Source organism: Candidatus Omnitrophota bacterium, assembly GCA_030650275.1.
GTDB lineage: Bacteria > Omnitrophota > Gorgyraeia > Zapsychrales > Fredricksoniimonadaceae > JACPXN01.
This window is the reverse complement of record JAUSEK010000015.1, coordinates 101,990-120,012: the sequence shown is the minus strand read 5'-3', so window position 1 is coordinate 120,012 and position 18,023 is coordinate 101,990. Positions and strand designations below refer to the sequence as shown.

17 protein-coding genes are annotated in these 18,023 nt (G+C 52.4%); 6 read left to right on the top strand and 11 right to left on the bottom strand.

What is annotated here, in order from left to right; all coding sequences use genetic code 11:
- Positions 1–128 precede the first annotated feature (128 nt).
- From Q7K71_04430 to Q7K71_04410, 5 genes are all read left to right on the top strand, one after another.
- Positions 129–650: an NADH-quinone oxidoreductase subunit J gene (locus tag Q7K71_04430; protein ID MDO8675345.1), complete on the top strand. Its 522-nt coding sequence runs from the start codon at positions 129–131 to the stop codon at positions 648–650.
- The gene (gene nuoK, locus Q7K71_04425) at positions 647–949 is read left to right on the top strand and encodes an NADH-quinone oxidoreductase subunit NuoK (protein MDO8675344.1); all 303 of its coding nucleotides are present in this window, start codon (positions 647–649) and stop codon (positions 947–949) included. Before Q7K71_04430 ends, nuoK begins: the two co-directional genes overlap by 4 nt.
- Positions 943–2,808 (top strand): NADH-quinone oxidoreductase subunit L, encoded by a 1,866-nt coding sequence (gene nuoL / locus Q7K71_04420; protein MDO8675343.1) that lies wholly within the window; start codon positions 943–945, stop codon positions 2,806–2,808. The genes nuoK and nuoL overlap by 7 nt, the downstream gene beginning before the upstream one ends.
- Positions 2,805–4,289, top strand: coding sequence for an NADH-quinone oxidoreductase subunit M (locus Q7K71_04415; GenBank protein MDO8675342.1), 1,485 nt, complete (start codon positions 2,805–2,807; stop codon positions 4,287–4,289). Before nuoL ends, Q7K71_04415 begins: the two co-directional genes overlap by 4 nt.
- A gap of 118 nt (positions 4,290–4,407) precedes the next feature.
- Positions 4,408–5,856 (top strand): NADH-quinone oxidoreductase subunit N, encoded by a 1,449-nt coding sequence (locus Q7K71_04410; protein ID MDO8675341.1) that lies wholly within the window; start codon positions 4,408–4,410, stop codon positions 5,854–5,856.
- Positions 5,857–5,870: 14 nt separating this feature from the next.
- Here the strand turns inward: Q7K71_04410 and Q7K71_04405 are convergent, their stop codons facing one another.
- On the bottom strand, positions 5,871–6,191 hold the full coding sequence (locus Q7K71_04405; protein MDO8675340.1) for a helix-turn-helix transcriptional regulator: 321 nt from the start codon (positions 6,189–6,191) through the stop codon (positions 5,871–5,873).
- A 12-nt stretch (positions 6,192–6,203) separates the two neighbouring features.
- Positions 6,204–6,557 (bottom strand): type II toxin-antitoxin system RelE/ParE family toxin, encoded by a 354-nt coding sequence (locus Q7K71_04400; GenBank protein MDO8675339.1) that lies wholly within the window; start codon positions 6,555–6,557, stop codon positions 6,204–6,206.
- Between the two features lie 228 nt (positions 6,558–6,785).
- On the opposite strand from Q7K71_04400, the gene Q7K71_04395 reads away from it, so the two are divergent.
- Positions 6,786–6,980: a CPXCG motif-containing cysteine-rich protein gene (locus Q7K71_04395; protein ID MDO8675338.1), complete on the top strand. Its 195-nt coding sequence runs from the start codon at positions 6,786–6,788 to the stop codon at positions 6,978–6,980.
- Here Q7K71_04395 and Q7K71_04390 read toward each other — a convergent pair.
- From Q7K71_04390 to Q7K71_04350, 9 genes are all read right to left on the bottom strand, one after another.
- A complete protein-coding gene (locus Q7K71_04390) occupies positions 6,961–8,034 on the bottom strand; it encodes a sodium:proton antiporter (GenBank protein MDO8675337.1) in 1,074 nt (357 codons plus the stop codon). The genes Q7K71_04395 and Q7K71_04390 overlap by 20 nt on opposite strands.
- A gap of 9 nt (positions 8,035–8,043) precedes the next feature.
- Positions 8,044–9,864: a glycoside hydrolase family 15 protein gene (locus Q7K71_04385; GenBank protein ID MDO8675336.1), complete on the bottom strand. Its 1,821-nt coding sequence runs from the start codon at positions 9,862–9,864 to the stop codon at positions 8,044–8,046.
- Positions 9,861–10,655 carry a trehalose-phosphatase gene (otsB, locus tag Q7K71_04380; GenBank protein MDO8675335.1) on the bottom strand — a complete coding sequence of 265 codons (795 nt, stop codon included), beginning with the start codon at positions 10,653–10,655 and terminating at the stop codon, positions 9,861–9,863. Before otsB ends, Q7K71_04385 begins: the two co-directional genes overlap by 4 nt.
- Entirely contained in the window at positions 10,652–12,910 is a 2,259-nt protein-coding gene (locus Q7K71_04375) for a trehalose-6-phosphate synthase (protein ID MDO8675334.1), read from the bottom strand. The genes otsB and Q7K71_04375 overlap by 4 nt, the downstream gene beginning before the upstream one ends.
- 9 nt (positions 12,911–12,919) lie before the next feature.
- On the bottom strand, positions 12,920–13,504 hold the full coding sequence (locus Q7K71_04370) for an NADH-quinone oxidoreductase subunit I (protein ID MDO8675333.1): 585 nt from the start codon (positions 13,502–13,504) through the stop codon (positions 12,920–12,922).
- A 54-nt stretch (positions 13,505–13,558) separates the two neighbouring features.
- Positions 13,559–14,647: an NADH-quinone oxidoreductase subunit H gene (locus Q7K71_04365; GenBank protein ID MDO8675332.1), complete on the bottom strand. Its 1,089-nt coding sequence runs from the start codon at positions 14,645–14,647 to the stop codon at positions 13,559–13,561.
- Between the two features lie 3 nt (positions 14,648–14,650).
- A complete protein-coding gene (locus Q7K71_04360; GenBank protein MDO8675331.1) occupies positions 14,651–16,222 on the bottom strand; it encodes a 2Fe-2S iron-sulfur cluster-binding protein in 1,572 nt (523 codons plus the stop codon).
- Positions 16,210–17,469 carry an NADH-quinone oxidoreductase subunit NuoF gene (nuoF, locus tag Q7K71_04355; protein MDO8675330.1) on the bottom strand — a complete coding sequence of 420 codons (1,260 nt, stop codon included), beginning with the start codon at positions 17,467–17,469 and terminating at the stop codon, positions 16,210–16,212. Before nuoF ends, Q7K71_04360 begins: the two co-directional genes overlap by 13 nt.
- Before the next feature lie 88 nt (positions 17,470–17,557).
- Positions 17,558–18,022, bottom strand: coding sequence for an NAD(P)H-dependent oxidoreductase subunit E (locus Q7K71_04350; protein MDO8675329.1), 465 nt, complete (start codon positions 18,020–18,022; stop codon positions 17,558–17,560).
- Position 18,023: the final 1 nt, after the last annotated feature.

The window sequence follows — 18,023 nt, the reverse complement described above, 5'->3', positions numbered from 1 at the left end:
ATGGGGTTCCTTGTCTGGATTCCCGACAGAAACTTTCGGGAATGACAAATTTTCTCTCTATCCGCTGAAAAAATACAACAATAGCACAATATTCTTGACAATATGACGGTTATTTCTATATTGAGCATATGCCTGCCCTTTTCTTTTATCTCTTTGCGGCTGTTTTGGTCCTGGCAAGCCTTGCCGTCATTCTGGCGCGAAACCCCCTCTACAATGTCCTGGCCCTGGTCGTCGCCATCTTTGCCCTGTCTTCTCTTTTTGTCCTTTTAGAGGCCTTTTTTGTCGGGATCATCCTGATATTGGTCTACGCGGGGGCGGTCCTCGTTTTCTTCCTGTTTGTGGTCATGTGCCTGAACCTTAACGCGGCCACGATCACATCGGTCCAACAAAGCCGTTTTCGGTTGCTTGGAGGGGTTGTCGGGCTCATGTTCGCCTCCTCATTCTTTTTGGCCGTCAAAAGTTTCATCGCGGCCCAGACCATGGGCCCTTCTTCGGTCCGCGGGACCATTGAAACCATCGGCAGGGTCCTCTTTACGGATTATCTGCTTCCCTTTGAATTGACATCGCTTCTTCTGCTGATCGCGATCTTCGGGATCGTTTCATTGGCCCAGGGAGCATTCAATACGGGCAAGGAAGCGGGGAACCAATGATCGGGCTTGGACACTATCTCCTCTTGAGCGGCATTGTCTTCTCCGTCGGTATTGTGGGCGTCATCACAAGCCGCAACGTGCTCAAGGTCCTCTTGTCCCTGGAACTTCTTTTGGCCGCTTCAAACCTTGTTTTTGTCGCCTTTTCCAAATTCAACGGGGATTATGCCGGACAATTGATCGTCTTTTTTGTCATTCTTGTCGCCGCCGCGGAAGTCGCCATAGGGCTTGCCATCATTGTCCTGATGTACCGCCGCCTTGCCACGATCCAGGCCGATGAATTGAAGGAAATGAAATGGTAGACCCGTCCTTGGTTTGGATAGCGTATTTTGCGCCGCTAACCGCCTGTGTCCTCATTACCCTTTTTTTCCTGCGTTCTAAAACATGGAGTTCATTATTAGCCATTGCCGGCATCCTCATTTCTTTTGTTTGTACGATTTTAGTCGCGGCACAAATATTCCAATCCCATCCCCCCGTTGAATTCCAGCAGTCCCTGACATGGATACGGCTTGACACGCTGACCATTGACTTCGGATTTCTCGTCAATCCGCTGGCGGTCATGATGCTTTTGGTCGTCACCGGTGTGGGCAGCGCCATTTTTATCTATTCCAGGGGCTATATGGCCGAGGACCCGGGCAGCCCCAGGTTCTTCGCGTTCTTGAGTTTGTTCGCCTTCTCCATGACAGGCATTGTCCTGGCCAACAACTTGATTCAACTGTTCATCTCCTGGGAACTGGTGGGCTTAAGCTCCTATCTGCTCATCGGTTTCTGGTATCACAAGCCCTCTGCCGCGGATGCCGGGGTCAAGGCGTTCATGGTCAATCGCTTTGCGGATTTTGGATTTCTCTGCGGGATCCTTTTGTTGTGGAGCATCTCCGATATCGGCCACGGCCGCAGTTTTGTTTTTACGGACCTGGCCCGGGCTGTTCCTCATTTAGACCCTCATCTGCTGATGGTGGCCGCATTGCTGCTGTTCTGCGGTGTCGTCGGTAAATCCGCCCAGGTCCCCTTGCACGTGTGGCTGCCGGATGCTATGGAGGGCCCCACGCCCGTCAGCGCGCTCATTCACGCGGCAACGATGGTGGCGGCAGGTATTTATCTGTTGGCGCGCACGTTCTTTATTTTTGAGCCCTTGACCGCGGCGCTCACCGTCATTGCCTATGTCGGCGGGATCACGGCGCTGTTGGCCGCGACCCTCGCCATTGTTGAAAATGATATTAAGCGCATCCTCGCCTATTCAACGCTTAGCCAATTGGGTCTGATGGTCATGGCTTTGGGCTTGTCCGGCCCCATGCAAGGCATGTATCATTTAACGACCCATGCCTTTTTCAAGGCCCTGCTCTTTTTGGGTGCCGGTAGCGTGCTCTGTGCTCTTCATCACGAGCAGAATATCTGGAACATGCGCGGGCTTTTGGCAAAAATGCCCATCACCGGCGTCACCTTCATGATCGGAACGCTCGCTTTGTGCGGTATCTTTCCTTTAAGCGGTTTTTGGAGCAAGGACGAGATCCTGGCCCTGGCATCACAACACAATGTCCTGCTCTATTGGATGGCGACGGTCACGTCGCTGTTGACTGCTTTTTACATGGGCCGCCTGTTCTGGACCGCCTTTTGGAGCAAGCCCTTCGACGTTGCTCAGGGCAAGCCCGCCGCGTCTGATCACGCCCATGAGTCCCCGGCGGTGATGACCTACCCTTTGATCTTTTTAGCCATTCTTTCGGTCGTCGGAGGTTTTATCGGTATTCCCAACTTCCTGTATCCGCAGGAAGCGCACGAAGGACTTAATATGAGGGTCGCTTTAATCTCTTCCTTGGTTGCCGTGTTAGGGTTAGGGCTCTCGTATATGATCTACAGCAAGCACCCCAGCCGCGACCCGCTGGAAACAAAACTCGGATCCTTCTATTCTGTTTTAAAAAATAAATACTATTTTGACGTTGTCTACGGGTGGTATGTGGACCGCGTCCAGCAAAGCTTTGCCGTCCTTTTATCGTGGTTTGAAAAAACTTTCATTGTGGGCTTCGGAGTTCATGGCCTGACAGCTGCGGCAAAAGCCGGCGGCAGGACCCTTCGCTATCTGCAAACCGGTCTGGTCCAATTCTATGCTTTGATTTTTGTTCTGGGCGTCATTGCCCTGTTTTTTGCGCTGGTCATACAATTATGATGGTTCCTGATCTTTCCTGGATCCTTTTACTGCCCTTGGCGGGCTTAGGCCTGCTTTTCATGGTCGGGTCTGACAAGACCTCTTCGATCCGCAGGATCTCTACGGCTGCCGTGCTTCTGCCTTTCCTTTTATCTGTTTGGGTGTTGGCTGCTTACGATCACGCGGCAGGCGGTTTTCAATTCGTTCAGAAAATCCCCTGGGTCGCCCCGCTCGGCATCTCATACCATGTCGGGGTCGACGGGATCAATTCCCTGCTCTTGCTGCTCTTAGGGGTCGTTTCTTTCGCCGCCCTCCTCGTCAGCGGCTCCATCAAGGAGCGGGTCAAAGAATATTACATCCTTTTATTGATCACAGTCATCGGCACCTACGGCGCCTTCCTCTCCCTGGATATTTTCTTTTTCTATTTCTTCCACGAAGTCGCGGCCATCCCGGTCTTTTTAATGATCGCCATTTGGGGGTCCGAGCGTCGTGAATACGCCGCCATGAAATTGACCCTTTATCTGATCGCCGGCGCGACCCTGGCCCTGATCGGGCTCATTGCCTTATATCTTGCGACCGGCTTGCAGACATTTGATCTGGTCCAAATCCAGCAGTATTTAGCAGCCAATCCTTTGCCGATCAGCGTTCAAAACTGGGTCTTCCCTCTGATCGTCGTCGGATTTGGCGTAACGCTGACCCTCTGGCCTTTTTATACCTGGGCTCCGGTGGGGTATGCGGAAGCGCCCACAGCCATCAGCATGCTGCACGCCGGTGTGCTCAAAAAAATGGGCGCTTATGCCATTATCCGCTTCGCCATTCAATTGATGCCCGAGGCCGCCCATACCTGGATGCCCGTCATCGCCGCCCTGGCCGTCGTCAATATCCTTTTCTGCGGATTAGTCGCCCTGACCCAGCGGGACCTCAAATATATTTTGGGGTATTCCAGCTGCAGCCACATGGGCTACATCCTGCTGGGCCTGGCCTGTTTTAATGTGATCGGCATTAACGGTGTGGTGTTTTTGATGTTCGCCCACGGCATCATGGCGGCGCTCGCCTTCGCGTTGACCGGATTTATCGCCGATCAAACCAGGACCCGCAATTTGGATGAATGGGGCGGCCTGGCCAAACAGATGCCGTTTGTGGCCACGTGTTTTGCCATGGCAGCCCTCGCCTCCGCGGGCGTACCCGGATTCGCGAATTTTGTCTCGGAGATCATGATCCTCTTAGGCGCGTGGGACCAATACCGTTTATATACCGTCCTGGCTGTCCTGGGCGTCGTGCTCACGGCCATTTATATGCTCAAAGCCATCCGCCTCGGTTTCCAAGGGCCGCTGAATCCCCGTTGTTCCAAACTGTTGGATGCCCAAACACCTCTGGCAAAATTGCCCTTTGCGCTGTTATTGGCCGTATTGATCCTCGCCGGATGTTTTCCGTCGCTGATCTTGAATCACATTGACTCAAGCACAAAAGCGATTGTCGAGAGTAGTCGTATTAAATATTGAATGTCATTCCGCTTGTCACCCCCGAATGTTTTAGTCGGGGGTCCAGACACTAATGCACTGGATGCCCGACAGAAGCATTCGGGCATGACAAAAGGGTGACAAAATATGAAAGAACGCTATGTTCCCCGTCATTGACTGGAACTTAATTTCATTGGAGTTGCTCATCGCCCTGATCATCGCGGCCCTGATGGTGATGGACATCTTGTTGCCGAAAAATACACAAAAGGACTGGCTCGGCATTTCAAGTTTCATCGCCCTCTCCGGCCTCATTGCCTTCTGGCTCACCCAGCACGATCTCGCCGGAACAACGTTCGGCGGGATGTTTGTGATGGATTCCCTGGCCTGGTTTTTTAAAATGTTCTTCCTGCTGGCCATGGTCTTCGTTTTTGTCATGACCCAGCAATACTTCAAGTCCTTAGGGGGACGGCGCAACGAATTCTATTTATTATTGTGGCTGACGTTGATCGGAATGTGCCTTGTTGCGTCTTCCGCGGATTTCCTTTTGCTCTTTATTGCGATCGAAATACTCACCATTTCCCTGTACGTCATGACCGCTTATCTGAAAAGCGATAAACTTTCCATTGAAGCGGGCATGAAATATTTGATCCTGGGCGCTTTGTCGTCGGGCTTCTTCCTCTACGGCATGAGTTTTCTCTATGGCGTCACCCACTCCACGCGCTTTGATGCCATCCAGGTGTTTGCCGCCACCCATGCCATGACCCCCATGATGGCGTTTGGCCTGGTCCTCGTTTTTGCGGCTGTGGGTTTCAAGATCGCGGCTGTTCCTTTTCATATGTGGGTCCCGGATGTCTATCAGGGCGCCCCGACGCCGGTGACGGCCCTGTTGTCCGTCGGGTCCAAAGCCGCAGGATTCGTGGTCCTCATCCGCCTTTTCTTCGGCGTCTTTGCTCCCTGGCACATGGAGTTGAGTTTGATGCTGGCTGTTCTTTCCGCCATCACCATGACCTACGGCAATCTGGTGGCCATGTTCCAGACGAATATCAAAAGATTGCTGGGCTATTCCAGCATCAGCCATGCCGGTTATCTTCTCATGGGTGCTGCCACGGGAACGATCCTTGGAGCGTCGGCGATCAATTTCTATCTGTTGGGGTATTTGTTCACGAATCTTGCGGCGTTCCTGGTCATTGTCCTGTTTTCCATTGCCGCAAAAGGCGATGACATTGAAGATTACGCGGGGCTTTCCAAGCGTTCAGGCATTTTGGCCTGCACCATGCTTTTGGCGCTGGTCTCGTTGGCAGGCGTGCCGCCATTGGCCGGATTCTTCGGGAAATTCACCTTACTGATGGCGGCGGTCAACAGCGGATTGGTATGGCTGGCGCTCATTGCGGTGGTCAATATCGTAATCTCAACCTACTACTACCTGATGGTCGTCAAACGCGTTTATGTTGACGCGCCTCGCACAACTTCCCCCATCCCCGTATCCTTGCCCATGCGCCTGGTCCTCGGAGTTGCCATCGTCGGCATCGTCGGCATCGGGATCTTCCAAGGCCCCTTCCTTGACGCGGCCATCACCGCCGTCAAAGGAATGTCCCTCATCCATCCATAACGCAAAAAACCGCCTTAAACAGAATGGGTCATTGCCCGGGTTATTTTCTTATGGATCTGGGGATTTAATTTAACAACCCCGATCCTGACGGTCATGCCGATCCCCAATAACACTTTCTCTAACGTAGCCACACTGCTGAACTCGCCGCTCTCGATCTTAGAAATATGCTGTTGAGATACTTTGATCTGCTCAGCTAGATCCGCTTGGGTGAGATTCTGCTTAATACGATAATCAATGATTTTCTTAACAATGGCATACTTCTGCTGCTCAAGTTCGTGCAGTTCCTTGAAATAAGGATTCTTCAATTTCTCCTGAAGATGTTCTCTAACGGTCATTTCTTTCATATGTCACCCATTGTGCTTCCCGATATAAAGAATTCTTCTCTCTTTGGCTAATTCAACCTCTATCTTAGGGGCCTTTTGCCGTTTCTTTACAAAACCATTTGTAAAAATGATCTTGTTGCCATGATAAAAGAAATATAAAATTCTTACTTTCCCTTCAATCCCTACAAACCGAAGCTCATAAATCTCACCGCCTAAAAAATCCGCGTGCGGCTTTGGTAAACTCTTCCCATAATCCTCTAATAACCCCACCACCTCAAAATACTTTTGCTGCGTTCTTTCATGCAAAGAATCAATAAACTCCTCAACGGGCCTTCTCCCTGCATCGGTTTGATAATAAATACATGTAAATTTACTCATTCTGCTACCTACTAAAGTATACAACTATATGGTTGTATTTGCAAGTTCATTATTTTAACTTCCGTGGCAATTCTATCAAAAACGGGGATTATTAAACAGAAGCGGCGGGGATGAAACGTATGTGGTAGCTTCTTTTATTAATTCTGCACATTTATTGTATAAAATCAAGCTATAAAATCTGGGGCCCTTTCCTTGACGCGGCCATGGCCACGGGAGTATTATTAAATTATGCCTCTGGAACATGACGAAAACTTTGTGTGTCCTTACTGCGGCCAGGACAACACGCTTATGGTGGACACGACCGGTGGGTCCGAACAACGGCTGGTGGTGGATTGCGAGGTCTGCTGTGCGCCCATCGTGGTGAAGGTCAAGGTCCGCGGCGGGGAGATCATGGGGATCGACGTCAGGAAAGAGAACGAGTAGGTTTCAATAAACGGATCACGATCCAGATAAACGCCCCGGTCAGGACTAGGTTAAGCGCCAAGCTTAAGATGGCCAGGGTGTTTTCGTAGCCGCCCAGGCCATAGCCGATGGCGATGAGCAAAATCGCGGCCCCCACTTCCCCGCGGGGGAACATCGCAACACCCAAAGCCATCCGTTCTTTCAAAGAGGCCTCTGTCTTGTAGCAAAAAACCAGGAATAATTTCCCGACGTTCGCCAATATTGTCAGGATCAGCACATGCCCTGCCGTTTGCGCCAGGGAAGCCGATCCGGCAACGATCTTTGGAAAGGTCAGCCCGACTAACAGCATGAACGCTCCCTTGATGACAGCGTCCAAAGATATCCTGGGGGACGGTCCTTCAAGATTCTGATCCGCGGGCAGGCGCAGTAAACATCCCCACACGAAGGCCGGAACCAGCACTCCCAAATGAATGTGCGTTGCCTGCTCAACCAGAAAAACCATGCCCGTTAAGACAAACGCGTAAACAGAAAGCCAAATTGTTCTGACCGGCCATGGAATGGCGCCCTGCCAACGGAATGACGCGAATAACAATACACCGACCAGGATAAGCGCCGCGATCGCCTTCCATTCAAACCCGTACATGATGATCGCAAGCGGCGTTAATAACAGGATGGTCGCCAGATCATCCAGGACAGCCAGGACCCGCGCTTTCTTAAAGACCCAGCCGGCGGAAAGACCCGCCGCCGTCATCATCGCGAAAAGAACGCCGGCGGACGTGGGCGCCGAAGAAAGCCCTGACAATAACGCCGGCTTCCAATGGCTATTGACAAAGACCACAAAATATCCAAACCACAGGACCGCCGGGAGCACCGCGGCCGCCGTGGCGATCAGAGAATCCCGTCCATAGCTCCCCACACTTCTCTTCTCAACGGAAAATTCTCGCCCCACATCCATCATGATATAAGCCAGGCATACGGACGCGCTGAAGGTCAAGATCCCGCGGACCTGAAAAAAATCAACAAATTGGCCTGAAATGATTCCGAGAATTAAGAGGGAGGAAAAAATGAGGACCATGTCTGGGTATTATTTTATCCGTTTCCTGGACGCGTCGCTCCAGTCATATTGCGTTTCCAGAACAAAAATGGTCTGGATAAAGGCCAGGTGGGAATACCCCTGGGGGAAATTGCCCGTCAAACGTCCGGTGTCTGTCTCTATGTCTTCAGAAAAAAGCCCGAATCTGTTGGCATGAGACATGATCTTCTCCAGCATATCGCGCGCCTCCTGTTCATGCCCGATCAGGTACAGCGCGTTGATCATCCAAAACGTACACACGATAAAGGCGTTTTGCGGCTTGCCGAATTCATCAGGGGCTTTGTAACGCAGGACAAAACCGTCCTTGGTCAACACTTGATGCGTATTAAGCACCGTGCTCACCATGCGGGGATCGTCCTTGTTCAGGAAGCCATAGTGAAGCATCAAGAGGTTGGAAGCGTCCAATTCCTTGCCGCCATAATACATCACAAAACTTTTTAACTCATCATCCCATCCATTCTTTAAAATATCCTCCTTGATCTCCTCCGCCACCTTTAAGAATCCCGCGACATAACGCGTCTTGCCGATGAATTGGGCGATCTTTGCCGCCCTGTCCATCGCGACCCAGCTCATGAGCTTGGAATGGACAAAATGCCGCAGGGATCCCCTGCGTTCCCATATGCCGCTGTCCGGCTCTTTCCATATTTTTTCCACATTTTTGACCAAAGAACGCACCACCGTCCAGGTTTCTTCATTCAATAACAGGTCACTGCGGGAATCAACGACAAATGAAGTGTAGATCGTCTCGATCAGCTCCCCGTACACGTCATTTTGTTTCTGTTTATAGGCGGCATTGCCGACGCGCACCGGACGCGATCCCTCATACCCGCTCAAATGGTCCAGGGTCCTTTCCTCAAGCTTCTCTTCCCCGTTAATGCCGTACACCACTAAAATGTTGTAATCTTTAACGAGCATCCGGTTCAGGATGAAATTGATATACCTCAACGAGGTCCTGGCATGTCCGATGCGGGAATACAGATCAATGATCATGGACGCGTCCCTCACCCAGCAATAACGGTAATCCCAGTTGCGGTCTTTCCCGATGATCTCCGGTAGGGACGTTGTCGGCGCGGCAATGACCGCGCCGGTGCGTTGGAACATGGACAGTTTGAGCGTGATGATCGAACGCAGGAGCATCTCCTGGTATTTCCCGGGAACTTTTGTCCGATAAACCCAATCCAGCCAATAACTTTTTGTCCGTTCGTATTCCATCAATATTTTATCCTGGGTCACCGGGTCCATTTTCTCGTGATAGGACAAAAGAAAATAAGCCGGTCCTTTAAGCTCAATTTCCCTGTCCTGCATGATGTCATTCATGTTGAAATTTGTATAAAGATAATAACTGTTGTATTCGCCCTGAACGGACGTTACTTTTAAATATTCAGGATGCGGGGTCAATTGGGCCTCGCTCAAGCCGTAATTAGGTCTGGGTTTAAATTCAACAATGATCTTGGGGTTTCCCCGGACCAGATGAACATCCCGGTGGATCTCGGCCGGACAATAAACCTGTCCAATATGAGGACTGAAACGGGGCATATAATCCCTCACCTCAAATACCCCGTCCTTGGTCGTAAAAACTGTTTTGATGATAGGAGTGTGATACAGATAGGACTGCTCAACATTTAAAATGTCTTTTGCCCAAATTTTAAAATGTCCCCCTTTTTGTTCATCGAGAATACGCGCGAACACGGAAGAAGAGTCAAAAAAAGGCAGGCATAGCCAATCAATGGAACAGTCCTCATTGACCAATGCCGCGCTGGTGCAGTTGCCGATGATGCCATAATTCAAGTTTTTGGGGGACCCCGCGGTCATTCCTTCCTCCTTAAGCCCAAGATCGCCTTCAACAGGACAATGACCTCGTTCTGGTCTTTCACATGATACTCCGCGGCCGTTGCGCCTTCGCCGACCTTGATGGTGATGCCCCTGCCTGTAAGGGCTTTGAACGCATCCTCGTCCGTCCGGTCATCCCCGATATAAACGACAGCTGGCATCGTCCCGCAGGCCTTTTGATGCTCGCCCAAGAGCCATGCAACGGCCCGGCCCTTGTCCCAATCAATGAGCGGCTTTATTTCAAAAACCTTCTTGCCCGAACTGACGCGCACTTCCCCCCTGGCCACGAAGGGTTTCGTGATGTCCTCCAGCAAACGTTTGATGGGGTCTTCCGACCGGGGACTGACAAGGCGGTAGTGCACGCTCAACGTGATACCCTTGTCCTCAACGAACGCACCTTCGAAAGAAGAGATGGCCTTGCCGATCTCTTCCTTCAAGAGACCCAGAACTTCCCCGGTCCGCGCAAGATCGAAATTCCCGAAAACGAAATCGGGAACGTCCATTTCAAGGCCGTGATTGCCGACATAACTAATATTGCTGACACCGGTGAGCTCCTTGATGTCCGCGAGCGCCCTGCCGCTGACAACGCAGACCTTGCACGCGGGGGCCGCAGCCAGGTCCTGCAAGAGCGACCGCATCGCGGAGGCGAGTACGGCCTTCTCCGGCCTCTGTGCGATCGGCGCCAGCGTGCCGTCATAATCCAAAAAAAGGACCAGCTCTCTGCCGGCGACGCGGCCCTTTAACGCATCCAGAGCGTCGAAAATTTGCGTCATGCGGAAGGTTCCTCGCCCTCGATCCGGACCTGGGTCAATTGTCCCACCAGTTCGCCGGCCCAGCGGTAAATATTGTTGTCTTTGATGATATCGCGCATGCGCTTCATGCGCTCGGCCTGTTCCTTGTCCGGCATTTCCAGGGCCTGCTTGAGTGCCTCCGACATCTGACCGACATCATAAGGATTGACGATCAGCGCGTCCTTCAATTCCCTGGAAGCCCCGGTGAACTGGCTTAGGACCAGCACTCCTTGCTCATCATCGCGCGCCGCAATGAATTCCTTGGCGACCAGGTTCATCCCGTCGTGCAAGGACGTCACCATGCACACGTCCGCGGCCTTATAAAACGGGATGATGTCCTTGTGGCTGTGGTGTTTCATCAACAGCAGGATGGGCTGCCAGTTCTTTGTTTTGAACTTCGCGTTGATGCGCTCGGTCTCCTTGACGATCTCATCGATGAATTCCTTATACTTGGGGATCATGATGCGGCTCGGGGCCCCCAATTCGACAAAGGTGAGTTTTCCCTTGAAGGCCGAATGATTGTCCAGCAGGTTCTCGATGGCCCGAAACCTTTCCACGATGCCCTTGGTATAATCCAGCCGGTCCACTCCCACACCAAGCCATTGGGCCTGGATGCCGTGGGGTTTCAGCAGGCCCTCTTTTGTGGATGGGGTCTGGGGCTGGGCCCCGTCGGCGGGATTGAAATCGATGCTGATGGCAAACGGCTTGATCCATGTGGTGTGGCCCTCACGATTGACGGTAAAATGCTCATAATCAATGCGGCATTCGAGGAACCGGTCCACGGATTCGATAAAGTTATTGCAATGGAATTGCGTATGGAAACCGATAAGGTCCGCGCCGAGCATGCCCTGCAAAAGGTCTTTGCGCCATGGACAAATGCCGAACGATTCCGGATTCGGCCACGGAATGTGCCAGAAGATCGCCACCCGCGCATCCGGCCTTGCCGTTTTGATCAAACGCGGCAGCAACGCAAAATGATAATCCTGTATCAAAATATAAGGCCCCTCCACCCCGTCGATCTCTTGCAGGACCGCGTCGGCAAACTTCTTGTTGACGGCCTTGTAATCGGCCCAGTCCTTGCTCCTGAAAATGGGCCGGGTATGCGCGATATGGCACAAAGGCCATAGTCCTTCATTAGAAAATCCGGAATAAAATCCTTCTTCCACGTCCTTGTCCACCCATACGCGCCGCAGGGTGTATTTCGGCTCCTGCACAGGGACCCTGACCTTATCGTTCTTGTCGACCGTTTCCCTGTCCGCGTCACCCGAGCCCTGCGCGATCCATGTGCCTCCGCAGGCATTGAGCACCGGCTCAAGGGCCGTGACCAAGCCGCTGGCCGGGACAATGCACTCGATCCGATTGCCGTTATGAATATGCATGTACGGCTCCCTGTTGGAGACCACGAACAGCGGCTTGTCCTTAAGCTTGAGCCGTACCACCTCCTTCAAACGCTCCGGCGTCCATCGGGATTCCGAAGAATACCGCAAACGGGCCTCTTCCTCGGCGGCAAATCTGGCCATCTCCAAACTTTTGGCCATTTGTGTGATCTCCTGGGCCAAAGGGCCCAGCAGCAATTCTCCCTTGGCATCCAGCCTGGGAACAGATTCACCTTTGCGGATCCTCCTGATCCATTCGGTGGTTTTCTTGATGGGGGCCATCACGTTGAGATAAATAAGAAGAAACGTCGCTAATGTGATCAGGAATGCCTGGATAGAGGCCCGCCAAAAACTGTTGATCCAGAGGCGGTGGATGCGTTCCTGGATATAACCGGCATCATAAAAGATCGACAGAACGCGCGTGACCTCGTTGTCCGCCAGGATCGGAATGGCATACACATATAATGCCTCGTTCCCGAAGCCCATAAAACTGCCGTGCTCCCCGCCTGAACGCTCAACGTCCTGGACCCCCTGCGCCCAGAAGCCCGGGTCTTTTTCCAGCCGCGGACGGATCTCCGTGGATGCGACGATCAAATTTTCCCGGACATCATGAATGGCGATGCCAACCAGCCGTTCACGATTAGAAAACCTGTCCACCATGCTCTGAAGGGCCTGAACATTATCAGCCGATAATAACGGCTCAACCGCGATCTTGAGGCTGTCGGCAAAAACACCGGCCCTTTTTTCCAATTCTCCCTTGAGACGGTCTTCTTCCTGCCTGACCTGCCAGAATGAGAACACGAGCGCGACCAGGGCCACAATACCGACCAAGAAACACACAAGTCTCAACGTTATTCTCATTACCCTCCTTTACTCTTCCATCAGCCGCTTTTTGTCGTAAATCATGCTTTCGCGGGAATATTCAGCGATATCGAGCCGGCCGGTGTCCATGCGGATGGCATCTTCCGGGCAGACCTCCACGCAAAAACCGCAGTAGACGCATTTGCCCAGATCCAGGATGAATTCGGCTGGGTATTTCTCAATGTTGGGGTCCGGGTGTTCGGCCGCCGTGATCTCAATGCAGCGGGCGGGGCAGACGGTCTCGCACATCATGCAGGCCACACACCGGGGAGAACCGTCCTCGCGTTTCGTCAGCCGGTGGCGCGTCCTTGTCCGGCTGGCCAAAGGCCGGGTCTGTTCGGGATATTGACACGTGACCGCGGCGGGAATTTCCTTAAAAAGGCCGACGGCATGAAAAACGTGCAGGGTGAAGTTGCGGAAGAAATGTTTGGAGGTCAGATAGATGCCGCTGACCACCGACGGGATATAGGTATTCTCCCACCATGTCAATTCACGGCGGTTCTTGTTCTTCCACGCCCGCTTCATCTGGGCCAAGCGCAAAAAAGCAAAAGGCCCTTTGACATCAAAATATTTCTCAAGTTCCGGGTGTTCCATGAATTCACCTTTCCGCCAAAGGCGGATCCGCCTCTGGCGGAAAAAATCATACTCTTATAAAATTTTAAATACTATAAGCACAATTGCCGTGACCGCGATGTTAACCAGGGATGCCGGAAGCAATATCTGCCATCCTAAACGCATCAGTTGGTCATAACGGAATCTCGGCAGGGTCCAGCGCACAGCCATTAACATCCCGATAAAGAAAGTCAGTTTGGCAAAGAACGCCAAAACCCCTAAGCCCGCGACAGCCAGATGCGGCAGCGCGGCAAAGCTCCCCCACGGGAAGTGAAATCCATCCGGATGCAGATAAGGCACCTGCCATCCGCCCAAAAACAAGGTCGTCATGAGGGCGGAAACCAGGACTGTTTCCACCAAATCGGCCATAAAGAACATGCCGAATTTCATGCCGCTGTATTCCACGAAATAGCCGACGATCTCCGACTCCCCCTCGGGAAGGTCAAACGGGGTGCGTTTGGTCTCGGCCGTGGCCGCGGTCAAAAATAAAATAAAGGCCAGCGGCTGGACAAAGACCCCCCATTTGGGAAGCCAGCCACCCATCAGATATTCCCCTTGAGCGCGGACCAGCGCTTGAAGGTCCAGCGTGTTATAGACCATGATGACGCCCATGATGGCCGCCCCCATGGTGATCTCATACGCGATCATCTGGGCGGCGCCGCGCATCCCGCCCAAAAAAGCATAATTATTATTGGAAGAAAACCCGGCCAGCACCACGCCATAAACGCTCATGGACATCATGGCAAAAATAAAAAGAAGGGCAATGTTGATATTCGCGGCCTGAAGTTCAATGACCTTGGTCCCCACGATCAGCTGATCGCCGATGGGGATGGCCGCAAAACCGACCAGAGCGAACGTGATGGATAAATAAGGGGCAATATTGAACAGGAACTTGTTGGCGCCCTGTGGGATGAATTCCTCTTTGCTAAGCATTTTGAGCACGTCGGCGATGGCGTGAAAAAGGCCCAGAGCCTTGAAGCCGAAAATGGACGCGCGGTTAGCGCCGATGCGGTCCTGCATCACCGCGCTTTGCTTGCGCTCAACCCAGGTCAACAGCCCGGCGATGCCGAACATCATTGATATCGTACCGCAGGCCAATATCAGTTTGATCCAAATGTCTTGCATGGTTTATTTTTTTAAGATCATTCCTTGATCGCCGATCTTCTCATAAGACATCCCCGCAAACCCGGCAACGGTTTTGACGATGTCATCAAATACGTCCTGGGGACCTTTGTAAGAAAGCGGGGCCCCCAATTGTCCGGCGACAAAGGACACGATCTCCCAATCACCTTTGGATTCGCCCAACGGAAAGAATGCCGGCCGGATGCGCTGCACCCTCTGCTGGCAATTGGTGAATGTCCCGTCTTTTTCCGCGTAAACACTGCTGGGCAGGTTCAAATGGGCATAGCCGCAGGTGTCGTTGATATTGCTGCCCTGAAAAACAAAAAGTTTGGTCTTCTTGGCGATTTGCGCGACGGTCTCTTTGCCGAATAGCTTGACCAGGTCATGGCCGAACACATAAAGAAGGTCAAGTTCTCCCTGCTTTGCTTTTTGCACGATGGTCTGCGCGTCTGCCTGGGCCCCAAGGATGGACGCTGCGCCGGCCGTGTTGGGATTCTTGTCCGCTTTGATAAGGAAATCATCACTATCACCCGGTTTTTCAGGCACCCTGAAATCCACGTGCGCTTTAAGGGTGTCTTTGAACAATTTGCGGATAACGAACAGGTCTTCATTGGTCAGTTGGGCCGAGGCCAAAACCCCAATGCGCTCCGCCTTGGTGGATTGGATCGTTTCGGCGACCCGTTCCATCGCCTCGCCCCATTCAACGATCTTGTCCAAGTATTGCGGGGACAGGATACGGTTCTCGTCAATAAAATGGTAATTGTACCGTCCGCTGTCGCAGATCCAGTAATTGTTGACGTCGGGGTTGTGCCGCGGCTTTAAGCGCATCACGCGCTCTTTTTTCTCTGTGTGCGGCCGCGACTTGTCCCAATCAATGTCAATATTGCACCCCATGCTGCAGCCCGGACACACGGATTTGGTGTGGTCCAGATACCAAACACGGCATTTGAAGCGGAAGTCCTTGTCGGTCAAAGCACCGACCGGGCAAATATCAACGACGTTCCCGGAATATTTGTTGTCCAGCTCTTTGCCGGGATAAACATCCAGCTGTGAATGATCACCGCGGTCAAAAACCCCGAATTCGCTGGTCTTGGTGATCGTATCCGTAAAACGCACACAGCGGGTGCAGAGGATGCAGCGTTCCTGGTCCAGCATCACCGTCGGGCCGATGGAAAAGGCCTTTTTTTCTTTTTTGACCTTCACAGACGCCAGACGGCTATCGTACTGGCCATGTTCCATATAGTAATCCTGGAGCTTGCACTCCCCGGCCTGGTCACACACCGGGCAGTCCAGCGGATGATTGACGAGCAAAAATTCCAATACGTTTTTACGGGCTTCAAGAACTTTGGGGGAAGTCGTCTTAACAACCATGCCCGCGGCCACCGGCGTATAGCAGGCGATCTGCAGTTTGGGCTGTTTTTCAACTTCCACCATGCAGATGCGGCAATTGCCGGCCACAGGCAGGGCCGGATGATAACAGTAACGGGGAATTTCAATTCCCAATTTCTCCGCGGCCTGGATAATTGTTGTCCCGGCCGGGACCTCTATCTTTTGTCCGTCAATGGTCAGATTCGGCATACTCTCTCTTTGATCTTGTTTTCAAACTCTTCGCGGAATTTGGAGACATAACTGCCGACGGACATGGTCACCGCGTCGCCAAAAGCGCAGATCGTGTTGCCGCCGATATTGCCGATGATCCCCGGAAGATTGGCCAGATCATGCGGCCGCGCTCCCCCTTGATAAAGTTTTTTCAAATTGTTGTAGACCCATCCGCTGCCCTCGCGGCAGGGCGAACACTGGCCGCAGGATTCATGCGCGAAAAACCGCGCCGCGACCATGGCTGCCCAGACCATGTCCGTGGTGTCATCCATGACGATGATCCCGCCGGAGCCGGCCATGGAGCCGATCGCTTTTAAGGAATCAAAATCCATTTTCACATCAATTTCATCCGCGGTCAGGACCGGAGCTGATATTCCCCCGGGGATAACGGCTTTGAGTTTCCTGCCGTTGGGGATCCCTCCGGCATGCTCATAGATGATTGCGCGCAGGGTGATGCCGTTGGGCAGTTCATAAACCCCGGGTTTATTCACATGCCCGCTCACGCAAAAAAGCCGGTTCCCGCCATTTTTGGGAGAGCCCAATTTGGCGAACCATTCACCGCCGTTGGCAATGATGGGCCCCACGCAGGAGAGGGTCTCAACATTGTTGATCACCGTCGGGCATCCAAATAATCCCACCACCGCGGGAAACGGCGGCTTAAGGCGGGGAAATCCTTTTTTGCCTTCCAGCGATTCCAAAAGCGCTGTTTCCTCCCCGCAAATGTATGCCCCGGCCCCCGGATGCACGACCACATCAAGATCAAACGTCGTTCCCATGATCCCCTTGCCCAAATACCCCGATGAATTTGCCTCGTCGATCGCGGCTTGCAGGGTCTGCATGGATTTGACGTATTCGCCGCGGACATACACATAGGCCTTGTGACTTGCGATGGCATAGCAGGTGATGATGATCCCTTCAAGCAGGGCGTGGGGATCTTTTTCAAAAATGTATTTATCCTTGAACGTGCCCGGCTCGCCTTCATCCCCGTTGACGACCAAATATTTCGGTTTCGGGTTGGCCTGCGGGATAAAGCCCCACTTCATCCCCGTCGGGAAACCTGCCCCTCCGAGCCCCCGCAGATTGGACTTTTTGATCTCATCAATGACTTGGGGCCCCGTCATTTTGGTCAAGGCCTTGCGGGCCGCCTGATAACCCTTGTTTTTAAGATAGGTCTCAAGGCGGTGCGAATTTTCCAGGCCGAAATTTCTGGTGAGGACTTTTTCCATAACAATCCTTGTCATTCCCGAATGCTTTTATCGGGAATCCAGTGCACTGGACCCCCGACTAAAACATTCGGGGGTGACACCTTCGGTGTCATTTATTCTTATCGATCAACTCATCGATCTTCTTTTTGTTCAAGAAACCCCTGTATTCCTTGTTGTACTGCATCATGGGCGCTAACTCGCACGCCCCCAGGCACTCCACCACGCTCAAACTGAACTTTCCGTCGGGAGTTGTTTCCCCGGACTTGATCCCCAGGCGCGTTTTAAGATGTTCAATGATGTCCTCGCCTCCGAGCAAGGCGCAGGACGTGGTCTGACAGACCGAAAAATGGCATTTGCCTTTTTTTGTTTGATGGAACAAATGGTAAAAAGAAACCGCTTCATGGACGTGGACCACGGGAATGCCCAAATACCGGGAAACGTCCTGTTCCGACTCCGGGGAGATCAACCCCTCCTTCTCCTGGATCGCGTGCAGAACAGGCAAAAGCGCGGCCTGTTTTTGCTCATACTGACCTGCGATCTTGTCCAATTGTCGTAACAGATCTGTGGTGAACATT

Coding starts and splice junctions, on each gene's coding strand:
- Q7K71_04365 (MDO8675332.1), bottom strand. CDS start 14,647: ATGCAAGACATTTGGATCAAACTGATATTGGCCTGCGGTACGATATCA.
- Q7K71_04410 (MDO8675341.1), top strand. CDS start 4,408: ATGTTCCCCGTCATTGACTGGAACTTAATTTCATTGGAGTTGCTCATC.
- Q7K71_04390 (MDO8675337.1), bottom strand. CDS start 8,034: ATGGTCCTCATTTTTTCCTCCCTCTTAATTCTCGGAATCATTTCAGGC.
- Q7K71_04370 (MDO8675333.1), bottom strand. CDS start 13,504: ATGGAACACCCGGAACTTGAGAAATATTTTGATGTCAAAGGGCCTTTT.
- Q7K71_04350 (MDO8675329.1), bottom strand. CDS start 18,022: ATGTTCACCACAGATCTGTTACGACAATTGGACAAGATCGCAGGTCAG.
- otsB (MDO8675335.1), bottom strand. CDS start 10,655: ATGACGCAAATTTTCGACGCTCTGGATGCGTTAAAGGGCCGCGTCGCC.
- Q7K71_04405 (MDO8675340.1), bottom strand. CDS start 6,191: ATGACCGTTAGAGAACATCTTCAGGAGAAATTGAAGAATCCTTATTTC.
- Q7K71_04415 (MDO8675342.1), top strand. CDS start 2,805: ATGATGGTTCCTGATCTTTCCTGGATCCTTTTACTGCCCTTGGCGGGC.
- nuoL (MDO8675343.1), top strand. CDS start 943: ATGGTAGACCCGTCCTTGGTTTGGATAGCGTATTTTGCGCCGCTAACC.
- Q7K71_04400 (MDO8675339.1), bottom strand. CDS start 6,557: ATGAGTAAATTTACATGTATTTATTATCAAACCGATGCAGGGAGAAGG.
- nuoF (MDO8675330.1), bottom strand. CDS start 17,469: ATGGAAAAAGTCCTCACCAGAAATTTCGGCCTGGAAAATTCGCACCGC.
- nuoK (MDO8675344.1), top strand. CDS start 647: ATGATCGGGCTTGGACACTATCTCCTCTTGAGCGGCATTGTCTTCTCC.
- Q7K71_04360 (MDO8675331.1), bottom strand. CDS start 16,222: ATGCCGAATCTGACCATTGACGGACAAAAGATAGAGGTCCCGGCCGGG.
- Q7K71_04385 (MDO8675336.1), bottom strand. CDS start 9,864: ATGACCGCGGGGTCCCCCAAAAACTTGAATTATGGCATCATCGGCAAC.
- Q7K71_04375 (MDO8675334.1), bottom strand. CDS start 12,910: ATGAGAATAACGTTGAGACTTGTGTGTTTCTTGGTCGGTATTGTGGCC.
- Q7K71_04430 (MDO8675345.1), top strand. CDS start 129: ATGCCTGCCCTTTTCTTTTATCTCTTTGCGGCTGTTTTGGTCCTGGCA.
- Q7K71_04395 (MDO8675338.1), top strand. CDS start 6,786: ATGCCTCTGGAACATGACGAAAACTTTGTGTGTCCTTACTGCGGCCAG.